Below are 26,098 nucleotides of genomic sequence, written 5' to 3'. Positions count from 1 at the left end.
ATTTATTGAAGAAAGATACTAAAATTCACGTGTGATTGAGTTACATCCAGCGTGGCTTATCCCCGTCAGTGTTGGGTTTGTTCAGACCAACGCTGGTGTGCGCGTACTGGGCTGGATTCTGAATGAGGTGCACGATGAAGTCCGCGACACTCTGACGCGAAACCTCGGTGCCTTTGAATGGCTCGGTGGCGCTGGTGAGTTCGTAATCAACTTCCGGTGCGTCGGTGAGCCAAGCCGGACGAATCTGGGTGGCATTGATACCGGCCTGCGCTTTAATCAGGCGGTCGGATTCGCGGAAACCGGGCAGGAATGCGGCGATAGCCTGTTCATTCCACTGGCCGAACTTGCCAGGGACTTCGTGCAGGGCACCGAGAGCGGAATAGAAAATCAGCCGGGTGACGTCGGCAGCGCTCATCGCGGTCAGCACCGCTTTGGTTGATTGCGCGAGGTCGACACCACCGAGGTTCGAATAGACAATGTCCACGTCAGCCATTGCGGCAGTTAAAGCGGCAACGTCTTGGGCATCGCCATCAATGAGCGTGACGCGGGAATTGCCAGCATAACGGTTCAGGCGCGCCGCATTGCGAAGATACAGAGCAAGGGTCACGTCGGTTTCTGCCAGCAGACGGTCAATCACAATCTGCGCCGTGGCGCCGTGAGCACCAAGAATCAAAATTTTCGTCATAATATTTCTCCCCGTTTACCATGGCTGGTCGGTTGGTCCGACCGTGAATTCGTTAACGTTCGTGTCGGCAGGCATGTCGATGGCGAAGGAAACAACCTTGGCGATGCGGTCCGCACTGATTTCGTAGGTGTCATAGGTGTGCTGCATGTCGGCGGCCGCACCCTTGTCGGTGATGGTGTTCAGGAGTTCAGTTTTGATGGCAGCGGGGTAAATCGTGGCGGTGCGGATGTGGCTGCCCTCTTGAGCGGCTTCCATGCGCAGTACTTCCATCAGGTCGCGGACAGCCCACTTGGTGGCACCGTAAACCGCGCCGCCAGGGTAGGCCTTGAGCCCAGCAACGGAACTGGTGGCAATAAAATGTCCTGATTTCTGGCCCTTGAACGTTGGCAGAGCCGCAGCAATCCCGTTCAGCACGCCCTTGATGTTGACGTCAATCATCCGGTTCCATTCGTCAACGTGCAGTTCAGACATGGGGGCAACGGGCATGAGACCGGCATTCAGGAACATCACGTCGATGCCACCGAACGTGTCCTTGGCGAGTTGCACGAGGTTCTCGTTGTCTTCGGGCCGGACGACATCGGTGACTCGATAAATGGCCTGACCACCAGCAGCGATGATTTCATCGGTCAACGCCTTGAGCTTGTCTTCGCGGCGCGCACCGAGCACGACTTTCGCACCCTGGCTGGCGAGCAGCTTGGCGGTTGCGGCGCCAATTCCGCTTGAGGCACCAGTAATAACAACAACTTTATCTTTAATCATGAGTAGATCTCCTTATTAGTTAGTATGAATATTGCGAATGAACTTGGTGGGTACGCCACCGACCATGGTGTTGTCGGGGACGTCCTTGGTGACGACCGCGCCCGCAGCGACGATGGCATTCTCCCCAATCGTGACACCGGGGACGACGGTAACGTTGGCACCGAGCCAAGCGCCGCGCTTGATGTGCACGGATTTGAGCACGAGATCGCGGCGGTGTGCGGGAACTTCATTGTGGTTGACTGAAATCAGGGTGACCCGGGGACCAAGGAGCACGTTATCTTCAAGGGTGATACCCCCGAGATCAACGAAGAAGCAATCGCGGTTGATGAAGACGTTCTTGCCTAGCTGAGTGTGGCGCCCAAAGTCGGTTTGAAATGGCGGGTTCAGGCTCGTGCCTTCAGGGAGTGGATATCCCAGAATGGCTGCAAGCTGAATGCGCCGCTCGTCATCGGTCTGTGCTTGATTCAGCTGCACCAAGTGATTGGTGGTAGTTGACACGATTGCGTCTACCGCCTTGGCCGTTTCACCAGACCAACTGATTGGTCCAGCGTTAATGAGTTTGTCCAAATTCATGACGTGTCCTCCTTGTGATGATTTCATGATAGGGCCGACATAAATATATGTCTAATGCCTAGTTTTGATGTTAAACTATGCTTGTAATGAATAGGAGGAGCGCAGATGGAACTACGCGTTTTACGTTATTTTCTGATGGTGGTCAATGAGCGAAACATTTCGCGGGCAGCGGAGAAACTGCACGTGTCGCAGCCAACGATTTCCCGTCAGCTCAAAGACTTAGAGGACGAGCTCGGCGTGACGTTATTCGTTCGGGGCAGTCGCAGCATTGATCTGACCGAAGCCGGTGAATACTTTGCCACGCAGGCTCGGCAGATTGTGGTGCTGGCGGATAAAGCGGTCGCTAACGTTAACCAGACGCAGGAACTGACGGGCAGCATCATGATTGGTAGCGCCGAGGCCCCGATGATGACGACCGTCGCGCAAGCAATTGCCCGGCTGGCAGTGTCCGCGCCGCAAGTTCACGTCGGGATTTACAGTACCGACGCCAACGAAGTTCACTCACGTTTGAATGCTGGGGTTTTTGACTTCGGCGTGGTGATGGAGCCTATTGCCAAAGACGACATGGACTTCATCAACCTCCCCGGCACAACGGCGTGGGGGTTGCTGGTGCGTCAGGATTCACCGCTGGCGCAAAAGCACGCGATTAGCGCTGATGATTTGGTTGATCAGCGGATTGTGATGCCCCAGCAGCATGGCAGTATTGACTATCTGGCCAACTGGCTGGGTGCCAGCGACCGCGAGCTGAACGTGGTGGCTACGTACAATCTGCTCTACAACGCGTCGATTATGGTGGACGCGGGGGTCGGTGCGACGCTATGTCTTGATGGCATCATCAATACGGCGAGTTCCGACCTGCGTTTTATTCCGCTGGCACCACGGCTGGAGGCCAAATCCAGTTTAATTTGGCCCAAACACACGCCGTTATCCCCCGCTGCGACGGCGTTCTTGCGTGCGTTGCGGTCACTACTGCCCAGTAATCACTGAACAAAGCTGATGTTATGCAGGCGGTATGCTTCTTTGCACGTGGCTACGTCCAGAATTAATGGCTTACCAGTATCGAGCGTTGCAATCCGGTCCATGTCTGACTGGGTAAGAGCAAAGTCATCGATAGCGAAGTTCTGCCGAATACGGGCGAGGTGGACTGACTTCGGAATGGCCACGATGTCTGATTGCTGAAGCCAGCGCAAGGTGACCTGTGCCGCCGTCTTGCCGTACTGGGCACCGATATCCGTGAGTGTCGGATCACTGAACAGGTTGTGCTGCCCCTCGGCAAAAGGGGCCCAGGCCATTGGTGTGATGCGGTATTTTGCCATCAGTTCACGTAATTCGTGGCGCTGACTGAAAGGATGCAGCTCAATCTGGTTGATGGCGGGCACGATGTCGAAGGACTCAATCAGGTCCACCAGCCGATCGGGCAGGAAGTTGCAGACGCCAATTGCCCGGATTTTGCCCGCCTTGTACAGGTCCTGCATTGCGCGCCAGCTGCCGTAATAATCACCGTATGGCATGTGAATCAGGTACAGGTCGAGGTAATCGGTCTGCAGATTATCCAGCGTCTTCTGGAATGACGCCATCGTGCGCTCGTAGCCGGAGTCTTGAATCCAGACTTTGCTGGAGATAAAAATATCGTGGCGATCCACGCCCGACTTGGCGATGGCCCGGCCAACTGCCGCTTCGTTGCCGTAACAAGCTGCCGTATCGATTAAACGGTAACCGGTCTGCAGCGCGTCGAGCACGCCTTGTTCGCATTGCGCCTGGTCATCGATTTGAAACACGCCATAACCTAGACGAGGCATGGTGATACCGTTATTGAGTTGGATTTGTTTCATGTGGAACCTCCGTAAACTTATTCGTGATTAGCTTACGGGTGGAATTGATTGATGTCTAATGCTTATGTTGGGTGAAAATGTATACGTACTGGTTATACCGGCATTGTTCATATTTTGCGCGGACTTCACGGATAAGAGCCAGTTCTATGGGTTCATGGAGAACTATCCGCAGCATTAATGGCTAACGATGAAAGGGGATTGCGAATGACTATGCCAGATGTTGATAGTAAAACGACAAAGTTAATCCAGAATCTGGCGGCTGTGGCCAAAACAGTCTTCGGGGCAAATTTGATTGGTGTCTATATTCACGGATCACTGGCATTGGGTTCATATAATCGGCGCGTCAGTGACTTAGATTATCTGATTGTGGTCGAAGGTCACCCTAGCCAAGCAACCAAGCTCGAGTTGATGCATGCAACCTTTGCGCAACTGATGCGAGATGCACCGCAAAAAGGATTAGAATTCCACGTGATTACGCAAGATGAACTGGAACACGGTCAGCACCCGTTCCGATTTGAGCTACATTATTCACCCATGCACCACGATGCCTATCTGACCGACCCAGAAGGCTATGTTGCCACGATGAACGGTACAGACCCCGATCTTGCTGTGCACTTGGCCGTGGTGTGGCAAAACGGAATTGTGGCATGTGGTCGGCCAATCAAAGAGGTGTTCTTTCCCGTCGGTGCCACGGATTACTTTGACAGCGCGTGGCGCGACGTCCGTGATGCTGTCAGCGAGATTGGCGACAATCCGGTGTACACGGTGCTGAACCTGTGTCGGATGCGGGCGTTTCAGTATGACGGCGTTATTCGGTCCAAAGCCGGTGGCGGACGCTGGGGATTGCAACATCTTGAACCAAGGGATAACGCCCTCATTGAGTGGGCGTTGACAGAGTATGCGGGTAGCGATGCGCCGGCACCCGCGTCCGCGGAACTGATTCGTTTTGCGCAGTCAATGCTCGCGCAAATCAGTGCAGCTTCAAGGAAATTGTAAAAAATGGCATTCAAATATTTCCTGGGAAATACTGCTGTGGCAGATTTCTTAACCAAAAACCCCAGCCACTAAAGCAGTGACTGGGGTTCGTTTATTTGCGCACAATCAACTTGATTGCCTGATCGATTTTCTCTTCTCGTTGCGCTTCATCCTCGGTCAGGAGGCAGTCCTTCAGGTTCTCGGCGACAATCACGCCGATGAGTTTGTCGAGGCTGGAACGGGCGGCGGTGAGCTGGGTCACGACGTCACGACATTCGGCGCCGTCGGCCATCATGCGCAGGACGCCCTGGAGCTGGCCGTCCGCGCGCTTCAGGCGGTTGGCCATGGATTTGTCATATTGCAGGGTCATACGGTTACCTCCGTTGTAATCAGTTCAGGAATCACGGGCGCCGCTAAGCCGATTGCGCCGTCGAGATTCTGGACGTTGAAGCCATGGCCGCGCAATAGACGTTCAGCGTTATAGCTGCGCAGGCCGGACTGGCAGCTGACGATGTAGTCGGCACGTTTGTCCAGCTCGCTGATGCGGCTGCGCAACTGGTCCAGAGGGATGTTGATGGCACCCTTGAAGTGGCCCGTTGCGAACTCATCCGGTTCCCGCACGTCCAGCAGCTTTTTGCCGGCCGCTAGTTCACCAGCCAGTTCGTGCCACTGAATAGTGTGCGTCAAGCCCTGCACGACGTTGGCCGCCGCATACCCCAGCATGTTCACGGGATCCTTGGCCACGCCGAATGGGGGTGCATAACTGAGCTCGAGTTCTTCGAGGTCAAAGACGGTCATCTGCGCTTTAATGGCGGTGGCCAAAACGTCGATGCGCTTGTCCACACCGCGGGGACCAACGGCCTGGGCACCGAGCACTTTGCCAGTGGTGGCGTCGAAAACGAGCTTCAGGCTCATGCCGACCGCGTCGGGGTAGTAGGCAGCGTGGTCTTTGCCGTTCAGATGTACCATTCTGTAGTTCAGGGCAGCTGCCTGTGCTTGCCGTTCGTTAAGCCCAGTAGTTGCGGCGACTTGGTCGAAAACGCGGACGATGGCGGTGCCGATGCCGCCCTTGTTGATTGTCTGAACGCCGGAGAGCACGTCGGCAACATGGCGTCCCTGCCGGTTGGCGGGGCTGGCCAGCGAAATTAATGCGGGTTGGCCAGTGAGCTGGTTGGTGACGGCAATCGCGTCACCGACGGCATAGATATCGGCAACTGAAGTTTGGTACTGATCGTTAACGGCGATACCCCCGGTGGTTTCCTCAAGCGCAACGCCAGCGGTCTGCGCTAAGGTAGTTTCTGGACGCACACCAACGCTTAACAAGATGAGGTCGGCGGCTAACGGTTGCCCATCACTTAATGTTACTGCGTGGTCGCCAATTGCGGTGACCGCGGCGCCGAGGTGAAGCTGGACGCCGTGGTTTTGCAGGGCAGTGTGCAGTGCCGGGGCCATTTCCACGTCGAGCGCGGGGAGAACATGGCTAGTCGCGTCAACGAGACTGACGTGTAAGCCTTGGCGTACCAGGCTTTCGGTCATTTCCAGGCCAATGGCACCAGCACCCACGACAACCGCAGTGCGTGGTTTGTGTGCCTGAATGAAACTGTCGATTTGGTCCATGTCTGCAATGTTGCGTAGGGTGAAGACGTTGTGAGCATCAGCCAGCCCAGAAATCGGTGGCACAACCGGTTTGGCGCCAGGTGCGAGAATTAATTTATCATACGATTCGGTGTAGGCGGCACCTGTTGTCGGTTCTACGCGCACCGTTTTTGCGGTCGCGTCAATTGCGGTGACGGCCGCATTCTCGCGGACGTCGAGGTTAAAGCGCGCCTTGAGCTTAGCCGGTGTCTGCACCAGTAAGGCGTCACGGTCGGTGATTTCGCCGCCCAGGTAGTAGGGCAGGCCACAGTTCGCAAACGACACGTGGGCTCCGCGCTCGAACACGATAATCTCGGCATCCTCTTGCAGTCGCCGCAAGCGGGTGGCTGCGGACATGCCGGCGGCGACCCCGCCGATGATCAAGTATTTCGCCATTATCTCAATCCTCCGTTTTAGCGCACCAGTTCTTCTGGCCAGGAAGTAACCCCGCCCAAAACGTTGGTGACATTGCGGCCAATGCTGTTCAGGAATTCGGTGGCCAGCGCGGAACGGGACCCCGTGCGGCAGATGATGAATGCGCCAGCTGGGACTTCACCCTCACGCTTGGTTAGCTGACTAAGCGGCACGTTGACTGATTTATCAACGTGACCAGCCGCGAATTCGTCTGGTTCACGAACGTCGATGATGTTGGTGAAGGCGTTGCGCTGAGCGATTAGCGTTTTAGGTTCGATTGATGGCATGGTGTGTGCTCCTTTACTTGATGATAAAATATAATACCCCTGCAGGTATATTGTAGCATATACCTGCAGGGGTATTAAGTCAATCTGGCGCTCGTGCTAGGTGGTTGCACAAACGGGGAATATTTGTTAGTGCATCTGGGGCACAATCCCCAGATCAATCATGGACTGAGCCGTGGCAATAATGGCTTCCTTAGCCGAGCGCGGGTGCCAGTCCAGCATGGCAACAGCCTTGGCGTTGCTAGTTTCGGCATACTTGTCGGCGACCTGTGCAACCATCCGCAACATGGGGTTGGCCTTGGCTGCAAGCTTAAGCAGCGGGGTCGGAACGGTTTTTGTTGGTAGGTTGGCGGCGTAAGCGGGAAATGCAGTACGGAGAATGTTGGCAACATCCAGCATTGAGTAAGTTTCACCAGTGGTAGCAAGGAAACGCTGGCCTGCAGCGGCGGGCTTGGTCATGGCTAAGATGTGCAGGGCAGCAACGTCGCGGACATCAACGTAACCCGAATCGACGCGCGGGACGGCCTTGGTTTTGCCATTCAGCAAATCCTGAATCTGGATGTTGGAGTGGGAGAAGTCGGCAGAGAGCACCGGTCCCATCACCGCAACCGGGTTGACGGCTGCGAGCTCCATACCGGTCGTGTCATTTGCGATGAAGTCCCACGCCGCACGTTCGGCCATGGTTTTGGATTTCTGGTAGGGGTGAATGTTGGGCTGACTGAGGTCAGACCAGACCTCCTCGGTAAATGGTGTGGTCTGATTAGGATGACCGGCAAAAATGGCGCCGTATGCAGACGTGAGCACGACCCGTTTAACGTGGTTACGGCTGGCAGCGCGCAGAACGTACAGAACCCCGTTGATCGCCGGGCGAATCATTTCGTCCTCATTCTTGAAATTTAATGTGGGGGTTGGGGAAGCAACGTGGATGGCGTAGTCGGCGGCGGCCATAACGGAATTCCACGGCTCTTCATGAGTGAGATCGGCAGCGACGACCTCCAGTTGGCTGAGGTCGGATAGACCGCCATTGTGGAGCATTTTGTTAATCAGTGCCCGTTTGTCCAAGTTGCGGACGGTGGTGCGCACCGCATAGCCTTGCTGCAATAGTTGCAAGATGATGTGGCTGGCGATGAAGCCACTGCCGCCGGTTACGACGACTAATTGTTTATTGGTCATAGTTGAATATCCTCCTGATGTTGGTAGCACCGATACATTTGTAACGGCAGTGACATTAATGTACACTGATACCAACGCGACAACAAGCGGAAAACGGGCATCTGTGACGGAAGGGGCAAATTGTAATGGCAGCAACTAAGCACGCACAAAAGATTCGGGAGGATTCAACCGCCTATTTAACGACGGCCTTGTTGCAGCTGCTGGAGAAGAAGCCTCTGGCCGAAATCAAGGTGACGGAACTGGTGACCCGCGCCGGAGTTAGCCGCATGGCGTTTTACCGCAACTTTGATACGCTGGCGGATGTGCTCCGGGCATACTTTGCCCCCCGGATGACGCGGTTGTTTGATGATGTCATCACGCAGGTACCGTCACCGGCCAAGCTAGGCGACATGCAGCAGTTTTTTGCGGAGATGGGGCACGCGTTGCACCTTGCAGAAAAGCGTAACTATGAGTACATCGTGCAGCAGTTGTTCGCTGACAACATGGTGCGGTACTACCAATTAACGCTACCGACTGGTGCGGACGATGCAGGAATGCAGCGATATTGGATTCGTTTCATGAGTGCTGGTGTTTACGCGATTTGGCGGGAGTGGCTACTCAGTGGGGCAAACGAAACTCTGGACGAAATGCACGAGTTAATTGGCAAGCTGCAGCGGGCGACATTAGCCGTGATTGAGCAGGACGCTGACAGGTGAATGGTATTGGTTGGTGATATTTCCCGGGAAATATTCGGCCGGGATACTTGACCAACTGATTGATTACTAGATGTCCGCAACGGCTGTTTATATGCCAAGACTAGCCCCAGACAACTTTAATTGTGGATTTCCGCACTTTGCCATATATCTTTGAATTTGTTATTTGAACTCGATATAATTAAGCTATCAGCAGATTATCTCGTTATCATTCACAACTAAATTCAGGGAGGATTATTAATATGGTGAAGAAATTAACTGCAGAATTCATGGGCACGTTCCTGCTCGTGTTCTTAGGGACCGGGGCGGTGGTGTTGGCCAAGGGCGATGCGCTCACGATTGCGCTGGGCTTCGGGCTCGCCATCACCATCTCGGCGTACGCATTCGGCGGCATCTCCGGCGGGCACTTCAACCCCGCAGTGACGACCGCAATGCTGATCAACAAGCGGATTGCGGGGAGCGACGCACTGGGCTACATCATCGCCCAGTTTGCCGGGGCGACCGTTGCGTCGGCCATTGCCAAGTGGTTCATTGGTGCGGCGGGGATGAGTACCGCTAACCTGGCGCAGACCGACTTTCCCAAGTTGTCAGCTGGCAGTGCCTTCGCGGTTGAAGCCGTGGTGACATTCCTGTTCCTGATGGTGATTCTGAGCGTGACAAGTAGTAAGTACGGCAACAGCCAGTTCGCCGGCCTCGCCATCGGGGTTAGTCTGGCGCTGCTCATCATGTTCGCGCTGAACCTGACCGGTGGTTCCTTGAACCCCGCCCGTTCATTCGGACCCGCAATTTTCGCTGGCGGCTCCGCACTGAGCCACCTGTGGGTTTACATCTTAGCGCCAGAAGTTGGCGCCATCGTTGCGGCATTCGCGGCGAAGTACCTGCTGGGCTCTGAAGAATAGCGTTGAAAAAAGCTCTGATTGCGCAATTTGCGTAACCGGAGCTTTTTTTGACACATGCACAAATTAGTTAATCATGTAGGTATTTACCTGCATTTTCTGCTAAATACGCGCTGATTTCAAGCGCGGCCCAGCCCTGTGACTTCTAGATATCGGAATAGTATAATCAGCGTAACCAAACAAGTGATGGTTGCACAAAAATGATTGGAGAATACATAATGGGTGGTAAAATTCACGAACTAGATGCAGAGCACCACGGTGCCATGCTCCATGTGGACGAGCAGAGCAATCCGGCTGTGCGGACACTGTTGCAGGAGCTTGCCGCTGACCGTGACCGGCGCGGCTGGGACCATAAGCTGAAGAATCTGGCGATGGCGCTAAACGTGGAGGCCAGCGAGGTTCTAGACATTTTCACGTGGAAAGACCTGGACGAAGAGCTGACGGACACCGAGCGGGCACACACGGCTGAGGAACTTGCTGACGTACTGATCTACGTCTTCGATATGTGTAACCGGCTTGATCTTGACCCGCTGAAGTTGGTGGCGGCCAAGCAGCAGATTAACGCGGACCGGCACTGGGGCCAGAAGTCTTAGACAGAATCAAATAGAATGACGTAAAAGCTAGCGGGGCGACCAGCTGGCTTTTTTTGTCGCGCAAATTTTTTGAATTGGGGCGGGGCTTTTGGGGTTAAACCGCGAAATATATATATTAGGAGATACTTTAAAGCCATGATAATTAACATCTGCGCGTTTGATACGAATATATCTGAAAGGGGAATTACGCAATGACGAAGAGATTTAACTTTAATTCACTCGCTGATTTGGATGATTTAATTGCAGAAAACAATCGTGAACTTCTTGCAAATGGCGGACCAAAACGCGATACGCCGGAAGAAAAGGCAGAACTGGTTCAGGTGGTAGCACAGATTAAACGTCAGAATAAAGAAAATGCTGGTAAATCCGCTATTCAGGATGCAGACGCTAATCAGTCTAACCGGACTAAAAATAATCAAAAAGCAACACAGGTGCAAGCTGAGTAGTCTGGGAAGTGGTATCCCAATCCAGGAATATTACGAGTCAGACTTTCTGCAATGAGGTTGGAAGCCAATTAAACAACATACAAAAGGCGGCCGCGATGCCGCCTTTTGCGTGCATGCAGTTAGATTTGCGTGTTAAACTTTAGTCATCAAATCGCCCGGGAGGTACCTAATGGACTTACTTTTCACACTCGATGCCGGTTATCTAGAACCACTTAAAGTGACACTGACTTCGATTCACTACAACAGTCCCGCACCAGAGATCAATGTGTGGCTCCTGCACGAAAGTATTCCGGAGGCGCAGCTGGCAGAGGTGGCGCGGCTCACGGATACATTCGGCTGGCAGTTCCACCCCATTGCGGTGGATGGCAGCTTGTGGCAGGGGGCGCCAACGGAGAAGCGATACCCCAAGGAGATGTATTTCCGCTTGCTCGCCGGTGATATTTTGCCGGCTGACTTGCACCGGGTGCTCTACCTGGATCCGGACATTCTGGTCATCAACTCGCTAATGCCACTGTGGGAGCTGGACATGCAGGGCAACCTGCTGGCGGCGGCGACGCATACGGGGATTGTGGATGTCACCACGGCATTCAACAACCTGCGTCTGAACACCGACCACGCGTACTTCAACTCGGGGATTATGCTGATGGACCTGGATCAGGCGCGCCAGCAGATTCGCTGGGCGGACATCAAGCGGGTGATTGCGGAGATTGGCGATTACCTGATGCTGCCAGATCAGGACATTCTGAACCACCTGTATGGCGAGCACATTCTGGAGGTGCCCGACGCGATTTGGAATTACGACGCCCGCAATTACGCGACGTATTTCATGCGCAGTCGCGGTGTGCAGGACATCCACTGGGTGATGGCCAACACGGCAATTCTGCACTTTAACGGCAAACCCAAGCCGTGGACGGAAAAGCACGACAACCGGTTTACCGCGCTGTATCTGAGTTACCAAAATTTGCTGCAAAAACTCGGGTAATATTCCTGCGTATCCGCAATTTTGACAATATTTCCCGGGAAATACTGTGCACTGCTGATTGTGTCCCCATCTATGAAAGCGTACTATTTAGGTAACAGACACGGAACATGTTCCCAGTTCCTTGTCGACATTGATTGGAGGGCTGAGCCATGGCAATTGAACTAGAGGAAATCGTGGATGCACTGTCCATGCTTGACGATGAAACGACGTACTACTACGACAAACAGGAAGAACGTGTTGAGGTCGTCTTTGACTTCGATGATGGCTCATATGCTGCTAATGAAGATGAGATTGACTGGGATGATGACCGGTATATCCCGCTGCCGAGCAGCCGGGAAGTTGATGATTATGAAATCATGGCGGCCTTCGCACACCAACTGGCCGAGCCGCAGCAACAAACCGTGGCTACCAGTCTGCAGGGCCGAGGTGCCTTCCGACGTTTTCGGACGACACTGGATGACTTGGGGCTGACGCAGCAGTGGTACGACTTCCGCGCCGCGGCGTACCGGCGGATGGCCATCGAGTGGTGTAAGACGCATGATGTGGCGTTCGTGGACAATGTCGCTTAAATAGTTATCACAACCACCGCATAGTTGCGGTGGCTTTTTTTCGCATTGGGCTTAAGGCGGACAAATAATTCGACCTCCAGCCCAATATCGCCATGACGGGTGCTTCAGGTAAGCTAAATACAGGTTGCAACGACATGGAGGAGAAAAAATGAAGTTCTTGCGTAACGTACTACTTTGGGCTGCGGGCATTGTGATTGTATTAGCTGTCGCGGGGCTTGGCTCCGCGCAGTTCACCCGCAACCAGACGGGTGAAATTCCGGCAGCGCTCGACAATATTAATCCGCTGGTTAAAACGGAAACGGTCTATATGTCAACGAACGTGGAGCCGTTCAAACACTTTAAAGGCGGCGGTGGTGAGGACGAATACACGTACGTCGTGACCACGGTGAACGCGGATGGCAAGACACGCAAGCTCGAATTCAACGCGCAGTGGCGGCTGAAAGCGAACAAGTACTTGGCCATCACGACGAAGGGCCAGAACGTGGAGCGCTGGACGGCGGCAGCTGCCAGTGCGGTGCCGACCAAAGTTAAGGCGATGCTGGACTAACGCGATTAAGGCGGCAGGTGGTGAATCATTTTTGGTTCACCACCTGCTGCTTTTTAGTGCTATAATAACCAATAAATTTCGGTGACACCGTGTCACTGAACGGAAAGGAGCACCATTATGGTTCTACCAACGTTTGCGCACATTTCGCCCGAAAAAAAGGAACGTGTGCGGCAGGCCTTGTTGCATGAGTTTGGCACGCACCCGCTGGCGGAGGCGCAAGTCGCGCGTATTGTCCGCGAGACGGGCATTGCGCGGGGTGCGTTCTACAAATATTTCGTTGATCTTCAGGACGCGTATCAGTATATCTTCGCCCAGGCGATGCGGGAGATCCACAGCGGATTACCGCAGATGCCCACGTTGACGAACACGGAAGCCTATATCGACTCGATTCGCCATTTCATCACCGCCATTGATGCAGGCGGGTACCGCGCGCTCATTACGATGCATTACCGCTACAACGAGGCGGCGTTCGGGGTGCAACCGTCCAGAATGCCGGCGGAAAACGACGGGCCGGTGCACTGGGCCATCACCGTGTTGTACCACCAAACCGTGCGCGACATCATTTTAGCGCCCGAAACTATGGACGCCAGAATTGCGCAGTTGCGCGCGGTTCTAAGTAGGAAGGAAGCTTAGCATGTTTTTAGCACTACGCGAAATTAAGAAGGAAAAAATTCGGTCGGGGCTAATTGTGCTGATGATTGTGTTGATTAGCTACCTGATTTTTATCCTGACCAGTCTGGCCTTGGGGTTAGCAAGTGAAAATACGGATGCGATTAATTCGTGGCACGTGGACCGTTTTGCCCTGAATTCAAATGCAAACGTCGATATGCGGCAGTCGTTCCTGACCAAAAAGCAGGCGGGGACCTTGACCGCAAACGAGGCGTACATCGGGGAGAATACGGTGGTCGCCAAGGCCAAGGGATATAAGCAGGTTTCAGCCGTCTTTATCGGTCTGCAGGCAAACCAGTTCGTGGCCAAGAACATCGTGTTGACCAGTGGCCACAAGGTGCACCACGCAAATGAAGTTGTCGCGGACACAGCGCTGCAGTTAGAGGGTTACAAGCTCGGCAGCAAGGTGCGCCTCAATGACAGTAAGCGGCGCTACACGATTGTGGGCTTCACGAAGAACGCCAAGCTTAACATTGCCCCTGTTATTTATGGCCAGTTAGGGACGTGGCGGACTCTTCGCGGCTTCAGTGAAGATTTAATTGCCAGTGCTGTGGTTTCACGGACGCAGAACTACAAGGCAGACTCGAGTACGATGAAGACCTATACGAAAGCCACTATCATTAATAAGCTGCCGGGGTACTCCGCCCAGAACGCAACGTTCATGTTGATGATTGGCTTCCTGATGGTTATTTCGCTGATTATCATCGCGGTGTTCCTCTACATCCTGACGATGCAAAAACTGCCTAACTACGCGGTACTGCGGGCACAGGGGATTCCCAGCAAGGTGCTCGTTGGGGCCACAATCAGTCAATCGCTGCTACTTGTAGTTAGCGGCCTTGTCATTGGCTCACTGCTGACGGTTGCGACCGCGTTGGCGATGCCGGCAGTGGTGCCAATGAGCTTCAACATTCCCGCATTGAGTGCCGTTGGGGCGGGTCTGATCGTGATGGCGATGCTTGGTGCGTTGATTCCAGTTGGCAGCGTTCTGCGGGTTGATCCTGTCAGCGTGATTGGGGGCTAATGATGAGTGTGCTTGAATTACACAATGTGAACCAAATTTTCGGTACCGGAACCGCGCGGGTGCACGTATTGCATGATATTAACTTTGCGGCGGAACCCGGGCAGTTGAGCCTGATTATGGGACCGTCGGGTTCGGGGAAAAGTACGTTTCTGACCATTGCGGGTGGCCTGCTTACGCCCACGAGTGGGGATGTGCTGGTGAACGGGCAGAACGTGGCGGGACGAACCAAGAAACAGCGGGATGCCCTGCGGCTGCGGGACATTGGTTTTATCTTGCAGGCGTACCATTTGCTGCCGTATCTGACTGTTGCAGACCAGTTCAAGCTGGTGGCGAAGGTTAAGAAGTCAGGTAACTTAAGCCAGGATGAACTGGCGGAAGTGCTAGATACGCTGGGCATCACGGAGCTGCTGCGCAAGTATCCCGGCGAATTGTCTGGTGGGCAGCAGCAGCGTGTTGCCATCGCCCGCGCTTTGTACCCGAATCCGGCGATTATTCTGGCGGACGAACCGACGTCAGCGCTAGATAGCAGTCGGGTGCAGGTAGTCGGTCAGCTACTGCGTGACCTGGCCGTTAAGCGCAACAAGGCCGTTGTTGTCGTCACCCACGATGTGCGGCTGCAGTCGTTTGCGGATCAGCTGTACACGATTACGGACGGCGTACTGCAGAAAGAACAATAAGTTGCAACACCGTGATGTCACAAACATCACGGTGTTTTTGCTTTATTACCCTCCCTCGCCGTGGGGATGATGTAAACTAAAGACGGTACGGTTGGGGTAACCGTACCGCTAGTATTTAGGGTTAATTTGGAGGGGTTAATATGTATTTGAAGCGCAGTTTGCTGCACGGAATTGTCACCGTGCCACTGCTTGTTGGGACTGTCGGCGCGTTTGCGGAGTTTTATCCGTGGTTACTTGTGCCCGCGGCTGTTGTGGCAGTGCTATTTTGGTTGTGGCGGTATCACCGGGTTGAATTGCCGGCAAGTGCGGCGCGGTTGCTCGCCCCGCATCTATGGATATTGCTGGTTGAACTGGTACCGTGGTGCATTTTTTTCATGGTGGCCAAGTATGGCTATACGCCGGACATTATGCGTTATTCGGCACTGACAACCCCATTTTACGGGCTGGCGGAACTGCTCGCCATCGCCCAGCTGACGTCGTTCATGCCGGCACTCATGTTCGTGAATTTTGGCGCGGCCATCATTGCCGTTGCGATTTTGGCGGTGCGGCGGCAAATGACGGTGCACTGGTCGCGTGCGGCCACGGCATCCGTCCTGGCGCTAGGGCTGACCATCGGCCTGTACGGTTTTGGCCAGTACCAACACCACCTGAATTACGTTGACGGGGCCGATATTGATAGCGACGTGAACGCAGATGATTTTCTGCCGTTTGCTAAGCACAGTCGCTTGGTGCGGGTGGCCAAGCCGACGACAAGGCTAACGGGTAAATTACCCCGGCTCGATGGGGCCACCGCGGCATTTCCGGTGTATGCGGGAGCGGCGCAGGCACTGTATCCGCGCATGTCGCGTACTAAGATTGATAACTTGGTGCAGCTCAACCAAACTGACGAAGCATATGCCAACTTGGTGCACAATTATTGCGACGTCGCCTTTGCGTTCAAGCCATCAACCGCTGAACGCAAGATGGCCAAAAAGGCGGGGATCACGTTCCACTACACGCCGATTGCCCGGGAAGCATTCATCTTCTTCGTGGCCAAGAACAATCCAGTTTCAGGGTTGACCACTAACCAAATTCAGGATATTTATCAACATAAAATAACAAATTGGCATAATGCTGGTGGCCATTTTGCCCGCATTCGCGCGTTCCAACGTCCAGCTAATTCCGGTAGTCAAACGGTCATGCAGACGCTGGTGATGCGGGGCAAAAAGCTGGCGCACCCGCTGAAGGCTGAAGAAATTGACGGCATGGGTGGTATTTTGTCAGCCGTCGCCGACTATGAGAATGGGCCGCAAGATCTCGGCTACAGTTTCCGTTTCTACACCCAGGGGATGCAACAAACCAAGAACCTGCGCATCCTTAAGATTGATGGCGTGGCGCCAACCACGGCGAACATCGAAAGCGGCCGCTATCCGTACACGTTGAATCTGTATGCTGTCACGCGGGGACACGAGCGGCGGCAAGTTAAGCAGCTTCTGGCTTGGTTGCAGAGCAAGCAGGGCCAAGAAATGGTGCGGAAGACGGGCTATCTGCCGGTCACACACTAGCTAAGCAAACGCGCCATTACACTAAGACAGTGCAATGGCGCGTTTTTACATGTGTGTGCCTCCCTGAATCCGTTGTATGATTAATGACGAGAACTAATAATATATCTTTAGAATAACAGTTAACGACACTTAATCGCTTTACGATTACGTATCAAAGGCGAAAGGACAAGCAAATGAAGCGATGGCAAAAATGGGCATTAGGTATCTGCACTTTATTAGTGTTTCTGCTAGCAGCTAGCCACATCGTCCTCAAGCAGATGGCAAACGCGCCGACCGCGCCGGCTGCAGCGGCCCAGCAAACAGCAACTACCAGCCGCGGCAGCCTGTACTTTGGCAATCAGCACGCGCGAACGACGGTGGTGATGTATCCGGGAGCCTTCGTTGATCCCGGTGCGTACAGCATTTGGGCCAAACAAGTCGCGGCGGCCGGGTACCGGGTCGCAATCGTCAGCTTCCCGTATGACCTGGCCGTATTCGGCATGAACAAAGCCGACACCGTGCTCACCAGTAACCAGCATTACGTGATTGGTGGCCATTCGCTCGGCGGGGTCATGGCGAGCCGATATGCGGCTAAGCACAAACACAACTTGGAGGGTGTGTTCTTCCTCGCTAGTTATCCGGATGCCAAGGGTAAAATAACGAACACGCCGGTTCTGTCACTCACGGGTAGTCGTGATGGGGTGCTTAACTGGTCCGCGTACAAGCAGGCCAAGGCCGATCTGCCTAAGACGACCACGTACCGGCAACTGCAGGGTGGCAATCACGCTGGTTTCGGTGCGTACGGCAAGCAAAAAGGCGACAAGAACGCCACGGTCAGCGACGCAACGCAGCAAAAATGGGTTGCCCGTCAGTTAATTCGGTGGCTAGGTAACTTATAGTGGCCGGTCTTGCGCGTAAATTACCATGGTGGTCGGTTCGCCGGCTAAGTTATCTTCGGTGATGGTTTCCCGGTGGGTAAAACCACTGCTAGTCAGCAGGTTAAGCGACGGGGTATTGCTGGCGGCGGTGTAGCAATCTAGCCGCGTTAGTTGCAGCCGGCTAAAGGCGAACGCAGTGACCTGCGCCAGTGCGGCGTGCATGTAGCCGTGGTGCTGAAACTTTGGTAGCAGCCCGTACGCCAATTCGGCCGTGGTGCGGTCCGCGCTAAAGCCCCAGATGGCGATGGTGCCCACGGGCGTCTCGGTCCCCGCGGGGACAATGAACCAGGAGTAGTTGGCGCTGCCGTTGCCCGCGATGATCATGTGCAGATGCTTTTGGGCCTGCGCGGTTGTCTGGTCGGGAATGCGTCCTTCAGCCGCGGCAATTGCCGGATTAGAACGGTAGTTGAAGTAGAAAGGCAAATCGGCAGCGGTGGGTGTTTTCAAGGTGACAGCGGGATAAGCGTTGGGCATGGGCATTAGCCTCCATTTCTTACCGTCATTTTCGCCCTTAACTAGGGCATGGTCAACTGGTTTGTTTCACGTGAAAACATTGCCAGGTTGCTGACCTTCAGGGACACATGCCATTAACTTGTCCAAGACACACCCGGAATGTAGTGGTAAACTATACTTATTAAATAACTGGCAGGAGGAAATAACATGCAGATAGACCAATCCGCTTTGCAGCACCGCTCAATTCGGCGCTTTAAGGACGTTCAGTTCACTGAAGCTGAACTTGAGGCGTTGGAGAATGTGGCGCAGGCCAGTGCTACGAGTAAGTTCATGCAGCAGTTCTCACTCATTCGCGTGACCAATCAGGCGCTCAAGGACGCAATCGCGGACGTGACGACGTATCGCTACGCAGCCGGCCCCGGGCAACTGTACATTTTTGTCCTCGATCAGGCGCGCAACGTCGCGCTGGTTCGTGAGTCCGGCGAGTCGCTGCACCAGCTGACGAACTGGGATGCGGTTCTCGGCGGCGCGTTTGACGTCACGATTGCCGCGCAGAATATGCTGGGAGCCGCAGAACGTAGTGGCCTTGGTGGGGTCTACCTCGGCAGCATTTTGAACGACCCACAGCGAATGATTGACTTGCTGCACTTGCCCAAGTACACCTTCCCGCTGCTGGGCATGATGATTGGCGTGCCTGATGAGCAGCCAGAGCTCAAGCCGCGGCTGCCGCACGCGCTGGTGGTGGGCGAGAATGGCTATCCGCAGTTCGCGCAAAGCGCACTCAATCAATATGATGAAACGGTGCGGCACTATTACGCGACCCGCAGCTGGAGTCAGCGCGACGTGAATTATACCGAGTCGATGGTGGCGCACCTCAAAGGCACGTTGCACCACCGGGACGAAATCGGCGCGATTCTTAAGGCGCAGGGTTTCGAATTGCCACAGGATATTTAGGAGGATACAGTTATGAAAATTCTTGTAATTGGCGCTAGTGGTCGGGTTGGCCAGGATTTGGTCCAGGACCTGCAGGCGCAGGGGGATTACGTGGTGGCAGCTTCCCGCCACCCGCAGAATCTTGGTGATGAGTCTTTAATCATCGACTTGCACGCAGAGGTTCCGGCATTGACCACGAAGCTGCGGGGATTTGACGCCGTGTACTTTACCGCGGGTTCCCGGGGCAAGGACACGATTGGCACTGATCTTGACGGTGCGATTAAGACAATGCAGGCGGCTGAAGCAGCGGGCGTGCACCGCTACATTATGCTCAGTGCGGCCTTTGCACTTGACCGGAGCAAGTGGAACGCGCCGGGCATTCAGAGCATCAAGGATTACTACATCGCTAAGCACTACGCAGACGTGTACTTGACGCAAAACACCAAGCTCGCCTACACAATTTTGCAGCCAGGGACATTGGTTGAGGCGGCGGCCACGGGTACGACGACGTTCGCACCTGAAGCGGGCAAAAATGCCATCGCTGACGTAGCGGATGTACTCGCTAAGCTGGCGCACGCAGGCAACACGGTGGGGAAGGTCATCATCATGCATGACGGCAAAACGCCAATCGCGGATGCGGTGGCGCAGGTTTAACGATTAATGAACGTAGCGCGGTGACGTTTGGTCGCCACGCTATTTTTTTGCCCAAAATTGCCGTCAATTCTCTAACTTAAGCGATAAGCCCACGCCAATCATTCGGCAGGATAGCCGAAAACGCTTTGGGATTACTGACCGTTGCAACGCACCCGCTATGATTATATTAATAGTGGATGTGGTTGTTGCGAATATGCAAATTTATTGTTGAGCATGGCTTAAGGAGGGGTTAACATGCACAGAACGCACGGAGAGCAAATAACCAGCGAGACAAAGTTACGTTACAAAATGTACAAGGCGGGCAAGCTATGGCTGTTTGCGGGCATCAGCACGGCTTTGATGCTGCTCACGCTGGGAGCTAGCCCGGTAGCGGCGGCGACGAATACGACTGCGGACACTGCCACGACGACGGCCATTGGCGCAACGAATACCGCGGCGTCGGAAGAGACAGCCACGGAAGCAGACCCAGCCGCATCGACGCCGGACGCAGCAGAATCCACCACGCCGGCAGAAACACCAGCACCGGCAGTCACACCGCAAACAGATGCAACGCCGGCAGCGGCGGAAGAGACGCAAACGGAAACGCCGACTGATCAGAATCAGACTGCACCAGAAACGAGTCCGGCAACCAAGACCTGGACGCCACCGGTTGTGATTCCGGCGGACACGACCCGGGCGAGCATTAAGCTGAGCGCGGAGCAGGCGACCATTCAGTCCGGAACCACGGCGACCTTCGACCTGAAATTGGACGTGACGGGGATTGCGAGCGACGGTACACCGCAAAAATTAATCGTCAACTTACCCGCAGATTTCGCCTTATCTGCCGATACTGACCTCACGATTAACGGGGTGACGCCGACTCTGGACAAGGCGAACCATCAATTGATTTATAACTTCACGGAGCCACAAAACGGGCTTAGTGTCAGCAAGCAGCTGCACTTCGCCACCACGTCTGGGGCCATCGTGAACGGAACGCAGCTGACGGTATCTGCCCAGTGGGTGCGCGGGGACGAGACGGTTAACGTGAACCCGGCAACGGTCACGGTGACGTCCAAGGCCGTCTACGGTGTGACCAACCAGTTCGATGGCGTAATGCCGGCGGATGATGATGGCAACCTGGTCACGGATGCCGCGGGGAACGCGACGATTGATCGCAGCAAGCTTAGTGGCCGGGCCGGCGACCTCGTGGTGTACACGTTCGGGGTGTCCGCACCGAAGAAGGCGGCTGGGCAAGCGTACTTGGCGGAAGGGACACCGGTGCAGGTCGCATACATGCTGCCGAAGGGCCTGACCTTCATGGGCGTCGACAATAGTACGCAAAAGCCAGATTCCGTGGTGGTTGACGCTAACGGGAACACGACGTTGCGCTTTTACTTTGCCGCACCAAGCATTGCTGATCAAGTGGCAGCTACCACTAATCTTGTCAGCAAACAATTTAACGTGCTCGCCCGCATTGATGCGGACACGCCGTTCAATACCGTCCTGACGACGCAGGCAATCATGGGGGCCACGTCCATTAACGGGCAAGAGCAGTCGCCGATTGCAAACAGCACCATCAAGACGGTGCCGGACATGAGCAAGCTGGGATTCGCCACTGACGGCGAAACTTTCTACTTCTACAACTGGGGCCCCAAGGATGGTGTCGGACACGTCACCGATAATTCGCAGGACAACACGGACCCACAAGTTAACGCTAATGCAGACCTGTCCTTCCTCATCATGGCCGGGTCAGCCGACTTTAATTACCAGCAGGACAAGCATGACCCGCAATACTTCGACGACACCGCGCTGCTCACCAATGACGGTTGGGTGCGAACCGTGCAGAAGTACGTGGTGACCTATGACGTGGACGATCACCTGAACGTTAACAACATGTCCGTGGGCGTGCCGTATGCGGTCATTAAGGGCAATACGCTGGCGCTGGACGAGGCGCCGAAGTTTAGTTTGTTCGTGAAGTATCAAGATTCTGATCAATACGAAAGCACGCCGATTCTCAGTGACATTACCGACACTCAGGGCCAGCTAGTTGATTTGACCGACTTAATCGACAATGCACGCGGCGTCGACAAGCTCCAATTCGTGTGGACCACGCCGGTTGCGGGGATGTCGTATGACAATATTCGCTTTGGTATGAGTCCGAAGTCCGGTTATTACGGAACCGTGGGGAATGCACTGACTGCCAATATCGCGGGGTTCAACGGCCTGGGTTGGGTCGAAGTTGAGTACAGCGAGAAGGGCGCATATGTGGTGAAGGAGGGCGTTGCTGGGCATTCATCAGTAGGCCACTTGGGTGAAGAGATTCACATGCTGGACGAGACGGGGAACTTGGTCGCAGAAGGTAGTGCCGGTGATTGGCGGGCAGCGTACAATCAGTTCATGACCACCAAGACCGCCGAAATCGTCCCGCCAGCCAAGAACACGCCGCGGGTCATTAACGAAGACCTTGGCTACACCGGGGTCACGAACGGTAAGGTTGATGTTGGCGCCAACCAGTTGGTGGTGCGGGTTGAAAACAACAAGGCATCACTGCAGAGCTTCACCGGATTGACCAGTTACGTCACCCTGCCAGAAGGGGTCACGTACACCGGTAGTAATGCACAGGTGACCGCCAAAGTGGTTGGCAAACAGACGCTACTCACGATTAATTGGGACCGCACTGAACTGGGACCGAATGAAGCAAACAACATCAAGCTCGACATTAACGTGAACGACACGCTCGATTTGCCAACGGTGGCGGTGGGCCTCTACTCCATCGTTGATCAGAGCGATACGGTGGTGCCCAAGTCGATTGACCCGGCACTGGATTCCGACGTGCGCGTGCTTCTCGGGGTGGATTTGCCTGGCCTCAGCATGATGCGTTCCGTTTACGCACTGGAAACGGTGGCGGGGGTGTACCAAGCGGCCGGACATCAGGTGCAGGCGCTGGCCGCAGCTGCGAACAACACTGGCGACCAGGGCGCGTTGGTCACGGTGCGGGCAAATGAGGATGGCCAGTACATTCTCAGCCTGGCAAATACCAGCGACAACGCCCTGCAAAATTTCCGCTTAACCGCCACAATGCCGCAGCTCAATGACCGGTCAGTTCTGCACAGCGATTTACGCGGGTCGACCACTGATGGTGTGCACATGACGGGGCCGATTGAACTGCCAGCAAGTTGGACGGATAAAGCCAATATCGACGTGCGCTACACCACCAAGGACGACCAGTTTGGGGTGCCCGCAGCGCAGATTGCCGACTTCAGCACGGTCACGGGCTTCGTGGTCACCTTTGTTGATCCGGATGCCTACCTGGATGGTGGGCTGCAGTCGCTGATTGTGCCTGTGCACGTGGACGGGGATGCAACACCTGGTACCCAAGCGTTTATCAGTTACTCGCTGATGGCAAATGACCTTACGATGACTGAGGGGCTAAAGGCAGGCATCGAAGTTGGTGCGCGGCAACAAGCCAGCGCCACGGTCACCTACCACGACGACACTACGGATACGGACCTGCTGGTGGTTGATGCTGCAGCTGATCCGAGCTTGACCGGGTTTGTGGGCGGCACGAGCACGTATAATAGTACACCCGTAATTGCTGAATTTAGCGCGCAAGGGTACGCACTAGTTAGCGATGGCACCAAGCAAGCTGATGGGACGTCCGCGATTACCTTCGATACGGACGGCGCAACCACTAATTATGTCGTGCACCTGCAGCACACGTACACCGTCGCCGCACCGCACACGCTGACGCGGACGATTCATTATGTGGCTAAAGGCGGCAAACAACTGGCTCCAGACCACGTTGACGCAGCCAGCTTTGCGGTTGTCACCGACAACGTCACGGGCGCGGCAACGACCTACGTGGCAAACGGGCAGGTGACGTCAGCGACACTAACTAACGGTGTGCCGGATGCAGCATGGCAGCGCGACGATTCAGCAGTTTTGCCGAATGTGGTCAACCCTAAGATTGCCCAGTACGTTGTCGCGCAAACCACTGACCCGAGTGGCGACCTGGAGCAGACCCCAAGCATGGTGGTAACGGCGAAGAACACTGATACCGTCGTGACGGTCACTTACACCCGCGCAGTAGGCCAGGTGGCGCAGAATCGCGATGCCCAGCTGACGGTGCAGTATGTTGACAAATATGGCAAAGAGTTGCGGCCGACCCTGACTAAGGCGGGCTTCGTGGGTAATGGCTACACGGTCACCGCGCCGGACATTGCGGGTTACACGCTGACCACTGACCGGACGGCGACGGGTAAATTTACCCCAGATGGTCAAATCGTGACGTTCGTTTACGACTTCACGCAGGGACAAGTGGAAATTAACCAGCCGGCCACACTGACGGTGCGGTACGTCAGCAAGTATGGGAAGGAACTGCAGCCAACCATCACTAAAGAAGGTGCTGTGGGTAACGGCTACTCAGTTACCGCGCCAGACATCGCGGGCTACACGCTGACCACTGACCGGACGGCGACGGGTAAATTTACCCTGGATGGTCAAACTGTGACGTTCGTTTACGACTTCACAAAGGGCCAAGTGGGCACGAACCAACTTGCTAAGTTGACAGCGCAATACGTCAACAAATACGGCAAAAAGTTATTAACCAGCAAAACCAAAATTGGCGTGGTTGGTAATGGTTTCGCGGTCACAGCTCCGGATATTACTGGTTACACGCTAACCTCTGAGCGGACCGCGACAGGCAAATTTACGCCGGCAGATCAAACCGTAACGTTCGTGTACGACTTCACGCAGGGCCAGGTGGGCATTAATCAGCCGGCTACGTTAACGGTGCGGTACGTGAACAAGTACGGTAAAGAACTGCGGCCAACCATCACGAAGGACGGCGTTGTGGGCAACGGCTACACGGTTACCGCACCGGATATTGCGGGTTACACGCTGACCACTGACCGGGCGGCGAAAGGCAAATTTACGCCGGATGGCCAAACTGTAACGTTCGTTTATGACTTCACAAAAGGTCAAGTGGGCATCAATCAGCCAGCTACTTTGACGGTGCGGTACGTGAACAAGTACGGTAAGGAACTGCAGCCAACCATCATGAAGGAAGGTGTTGTGGGCAACGGCTACTCAGTCACGGCCCCAGACATCTCGGGTTACACGCTGACCACTGACCGGACGGCGACGGGTAAATTTACCCCGGATGGCCAAACTGTGACATTCGTGTACGACTTCACGCAGGGCCAAGTGGCGGCAACTCAGCCGGCAGCACTCACTATCCGCTACGTAACCGAAACGGGGACCGAACTGCAGCCAGACAGCAATAAAGCGGGCTTTGTGGGTAACGGCTACGGGGTTACGCCACCGCTACTTGCGGGCTACACTTACATTGGCCTCGGGACTGTTTCCGCCCAGTTGACGGGCAAAATGACGGCGGAGGGCACAACTGTGGTGCTGGTTTACCGGCTGAATGCTCTGCCTGACACCGGAACGGAATTGCCGCCACAGAAGGATTTGCCAGCAACCGGCGGCACAGACACGCCGGCGAAACCGGGTCAACAAACTATCACCCCTAAGCAAACGGGTCTGCCAGTGACCGGCGGCAGCGCGACGCCAGCGGCAACGGGCCAGCCAGGATTGCCAGCAACCGGTGACGAGCACGCCGGGGCACTCGCAACGCTTGGTTTCGGCCTGCTCGCGCTGGTGAGTGGTGCGTGGTTCCGGCAGCGCAAAGAGCAAGACTAATTAATTTCCTTATGTAAAATTAAATGCCCCGCAACGGTTAGCAAACTGTTGTGGGGCACTTTTGATGTCAATCATGCGCGTGGCTGGATGGTTTCATCGACAGAAAATTCGGCCGCGACCTGCCACTCCTTAATCCGCGCTTTGCCCCAGTCGCACATCGAGTTCACGATGGGCATGAGCGACTGTCCGAGTGGCGTGATGCTGTAGTAGACCTGGGTCTGCTTGCCGGCGACCACTTTGCGGGTGATCAGCCCGTCCTGTTCGAGTTCGCGCAGCTGGCTGGTCAGTACCTTGTGCGTGATTTTCGGTAGTAGCCGGCGCAGGTCGTTGAAGCGGTACGTGCCGTCGTTTAGGTGACAAATCAGCGGCAACTTCCACTTGCCAGAGAACATCGCGAGGGTGAATTCCTTCTCGCAGCTGTAGTCGCCGTCAGCGAGGCGGGTGAGAACGTCTTTGCGGATTACGTCAGTCATGATTATGGTTCCTCCTGTTA

Annotated in this window: 27 protein-coding genes; 17 read left to right on the top strand and 10 right to left on the bottom strand. The window is 54.9% G+C overall.

Translation table 11 applies throughout. The annotated features are described in order from the left end of the window. Positions 1-40: 40 nt before the first annotated feature. Genes FC18_RS10145 through FC18_RS10135 form a run of 3 tightly spaced genes read right to left on the bottom strand, consistent with a single transcriptional unit; the run spans position 41 to position 2,017 of the window. Positions 41-685: an NAD(P)H-binding protein gene (locus FC18_RS10145; RefSeq protein WP_054676981.1), complete on the bottom strand. Its 645-nt coding sequence runs from the start codon at positions 683-685 to the stop codon at positions 41-43. Positions 686-700: 15 nt separating this feature from the next. Then, a complete protein-coding gene (locus FC18_RS10140) occupies positions 701-1,444 on the bottom strand; it encodes an SDR family oxidoreductase (protein ID WP_054676984.1) in 744 nt (247 codons plus the stop codon). Positions 1,445-1,459: 15 nt separating this feature from the next. Then, positions 1,460-2,017: a DapH/DapD/GlmU-related protein gene (locus tag FC18_RS10135; protein WP_054676991.1), complete on the bottom strand. Its 558-nt coding sequence runs from the start codon at positions 2,015-2,017 to the stop codon at positions 1,460-1,462. Positions 2,018-2,122: 105 nt separating this feature from the next. On the opposite strand from FC18_RS10135, the gene FC18_RS10130 reads away from it, so the two are divergent. Further along, a complete protein-coding gene (locus tag FC18_RS10130) occupies positions 2,123-3,004 on the top strand; it encodes a LysR family transcriptional regulator (RefSeq protein ID WP_054676992.1) in 882 nt (293 codons plus the stop codon). Here the strand turns inward: FC18_RS10130 and FC18_RS10125 are convergent. Continuing rightward, the gene (locus FC18_RS10125) at positions 2,998-3,849 is read right to left on the bottom strand and encodes an aldo/keto reductase (protein ID WP_054676995.1); all 852 of its coding nucleotides are present in this window, start codon (positions 3,847-3,849) and stop codon (positions 2,998-3,000) included. The genes FC18_RS10130 and FC18_RS10125 overlap by 7 nt on opposite strands. A 204-nt stretch (positions 3,850-4,053) precedes the next feature. Here FC18_RS10125 and FC18_RS10120 point away from each other — a divergent pair, with 204 nt between their 5' ends. Continuing rightward, positions 4,054-4,845, top strand: coding sequence for an aminoglycoside adenylyltransferase domain-containing protein (locus tag FC18_RS10120; protein ID WP_056976217.1), 792 nt, complete (start codon positions 4,054-4,056; stop codon positions 4,843-4,845). A gap of 91 nt (positions 4,846-4,936) precedes the next feature. Here FC18_RS10120 and FC18_RS10115 read toward each other — a convergent pair whose 3' ends face one another. The 4 genes from FC18_RS10115 to FC18_RS10100 form a co-directional block, all read right to left on the bottom strand. Continuing rightward, a complete protein-coding gene (locus FC18_RS10115; RefSeq protein ID WP_054677003.1) occupies positions 4,937-5,194 on the bottom strand; it encodes a metal-sensitive transcriptional regulator in 258 nt (85 codons plus the stop codon). Further along, positions 5,191-6,855, bottom strand: coding sequence for an FAD-dependent oxidoreductase (locus FC18_RS10110; RefSeq protein ID WP_056976215.1), 1,665 nt, complete (start codon positions 6,853-6,855; stop codon positions 5,191-5,193). The genes FC18_RS10115 and FC18_RS10110 overlap by 4 nt, the downstream gene beginning before the upstream one ends. A 17-nt stretch (positions 6,856-6,872) precedes the next feature. Then, the gene (locus FC18_RS10105; RefSeq protein ID WP_054677006.1) at positions 6,873-7,160 is read right to left on the bottom strand and encodes a rhodanese-like domain-containing protein; all 288 of its coding nucleotides are present in this window, start codon (positions 7,158-7,160) and stop codon (positions 6,873-6,875) included. A gap of 126 nt (positions 7,161-7,286) precedes the next feature. After that, the gene (locus FC18_RS10100) at positions 7,287-8,330 is read right to left on the bottom strand and encodes an SDR family oxidoreductase (RefSeq protein WP_054677009.1); all 1,044 of its coding nucleotides are present in this window, start codon (positions 8,328-8,330) and stop codon (positions 7,287-7,289) included. 125 nt (positions 8,331-8,455) lie between these two features. Between FC18_RS10100 and FC18_RS10095 the strand changes: the two genes are divergently transcribed. From FC18_RS10095 to FC18_RS10040, 12 genes are all read left to right on the top strand, one after another. Then, positions 8,456-9,025: a TetR/AcrR family transcriptional regulator gene (locus tag FC18_RS10095; protein ID WP_054677011.1), complete on the top strand. Its 570-nt coding sequence runs from the start codon at positions 8,456-8,458 to the stop codon at positions 9,023-9,025. A 242-nt stretch (positions 9,026-9,267) separates the two neighbouring features. Continuing rightward, positions 9,268-9,921 carry an MIP/aquaporin family protein gene (locus FC18_RS10090; protein ID WP_054677146.1) on the top strand — a complete coding sequence of 218 codons (654 nt, stop codon included), beginning with the start codon at positions 9,268-9,270 and terminating at the stop codon, positions 9,919-9,921. A 215-nt stretch (positions 9,922-10,136) separates the two neighbouring features. Beyond that, positions 10,137-10,511 (top strand): nucleotide pyrophosphohydrolase, encoded by a 375-nt coding sequence (locus FC18_RS10085; RefSeq protein WP_225353638.1) that lies wholly within the window; start codon positions 10,137-10,139, stop codon positions 10,509-10,511. 191 nt (positions 10,512-10,702) lie between these two features. Then, entirely contained in the window at positions 10,703-10,957 is a 255-nt protein-coding gene (locus tag FC18_RS10080; protein WP_054677014.1) for a hypothetical protein, read from the top strand. A gap of 169 nt (positions 10,958-11,126) precedes the next feature. Beyond that, entirely contained in the window at positions 11,127-11,939 is an 813-nt protein-coding gene (locus FC18_RS10075; protein ID WP_054677017.1) for a glycosyltransferase family 8 protein, read from the top strand. A 149-nt stretch (positions 11,940-12,088) separates the two neighbouring features. Beyond that, positions 12,089-12,508 (top strand): UPF0158 family protein, encoded by a 420-nt coding sequence (locus tag FC18_RS10070; protein ID WP_054677020.1) that lies wholly within the window; start codon positions 12,089-12,091, stop codon positions 12,506-12,508. Positions 12,509-12,656: 148 nt separating this feature from the next. Further along, positions 12,657-13,055 (top strand): YxeA family protein, encoded by a 399-nt coding sequence (locus tag FC18_RS10065; RefSeq protein ID WP_054677023.1) that lies wholly within the window; start codon positions 12,657-12,659, stop codon positions 13,053-13,055. A 117-nt stretch (positions 13,056-13,172) separates the two neighbouring features. Continuing rightward, a complete protein-coding gene (locus FC18_RS10060; protein ID WP_054677026.1) occupies positions 13,173-13,688 on the top strand; it encodes a TetR/AcrR family transcriptional regulator in 516 nt (171 codons plus the stop codon). Position 13,689: 1 nt separating this feature from the next. Continuing rightward, positions 13,690-14,745, top strand: a complete 1,056-nt coding sequence (locus FC18_RS10055; RefSeq protein WP_056976212.1) for an ABC transporter permease — start codon at positions 13,690-13,692, stop codon at positions 14,743-14,745. 2 nt (positions 14,746-14,747) lie between these two features. Further along, positions 14,748-15,422 carry an ABC transporter ATP-binding protein gene (locus tag FC18_RS10050; RefSeq protein ID WP_054677028.1) on the top strand — a complete coding sequence of 225 codons (675 nt, stop codon included), beginning with the start codon at positions 14,748-14,750 and terminating at the stop codon, positions 15,420-15,422. Positions 15,423-15,562: 140 nt separating this feature from the next. Continuing rightward, on the top strand, positions 15,563-16,966 hold the full coding sequence (locus FC18_RS10045; RefSeq protein ID WP_054677031.1) for a PstS family phosphate ABC transporter substrate-binding protein: 1,404 nt from the start codon (positions 15,563-15,565) through the stop codon (positions 16,964-16,966). A gap of 173 nt (positions 16,967-17,139) precedes the next feature. Further along, positions 17,140-17,844: an alpha/beta hydrolase gene (locus tag FC18_RS10040; protein ID WP_054677033.1), complete on the top strand. Its 705-nt coding sequence runs from the start codon at positions 17,140-17,142 to the stop codon at positions 17,842-17,844. Here the strand turns inward: FC18_RS10040 and FC18_RS10035 are convergent. Further along, positions 17,839-18,357 (bottom strand): GNAT family N-acetyltransferase, encoded by a 519-nt coding sequence (locus tag FC18_RS10035; RefSeq protein WP_056976210.1) that lies wholly within the window; start codon positions 18,355-18,357, stop codon positions 17,839-17,841. The two genes, FC18_RS10040 and FC18_RS10035, sit on opposite strands and share 6 nt — an antisense overlap. A 186-nt stretch (positions 18,358-18,543) precedes the next feature. Here FC18_RS10035 and FC18_RS10030 point away from each other — a divergent pair, with 186 nt between their 5' ends. From FC18_RS10030 to FC18_RS10020, 3 genes are all read left to right on the top strand, one after another. Next, on the top strand, positions 18,544-19,290 hold the full coding sequence (locus tag FC18_RS10030) for a nitroreductase family protein (protein ID WP_054677037.1): 747 nt from the start codon (positions 18,544-18,546) through the stop codon (positions 19,288-19,290). A gap of 12 nt (positions 19,291-19,302) precedes the next feature. Further along, positions 19,303-19,923, top strand: coding sequence for an NAD(P)H-binding protein (locus tag FC18_RS10025; protein WP_054677040.1), 621 nt, complete (start codon positions 19,303-19,305; stop codon positions 19,921-19,923). A gap of 234 nt (positions 19,924-20,157) precedes the next feature. Continuing rightward, complete coding sequence (locus FC18_RS10020; protein ID WP_082620502.1) at positions 20,158-25,605, top strand: MucBP domain-containing protein; 5,448 nt, start codon at positions 20,158-20,160, stop codon at positions 25,603-25,605. Between the two features lie 71 nt (positions 25,606-25,676). Here FC18_RS10020 and FC18_RS10015 read toward each other — a convergent pair whose 3' ends face one another. Next, positions 25,677-26,078, bottom strand: a complete 402-nt coding sequence (locus tag FC18_RS10015) for a winged helix-turn-helix transcriptional regulator (RefSeq protein WP_056976206.1) — start codon at positions 26,076-26,078, stop codon at positions 25,677-25,679. Positions 26,079-26,098 lie beyond the last annotated feature (20 nt).

The sequence above is a fragment of the Lacticaseibacillus sharpeae JCM 1186 = DSM 20505 genome, assembly GCF_001436225.1.
GTDB classification, from domain to species: Bacteria; Bacillota; Bacilli; order Lactobacillales; family Lactobacillaceae; genus Lacticaseibacillus; species Lacticaseibacillus sharpeae.
This window is presented reverse-complemented; position numbering and strand designations above follow the sequence as displayed.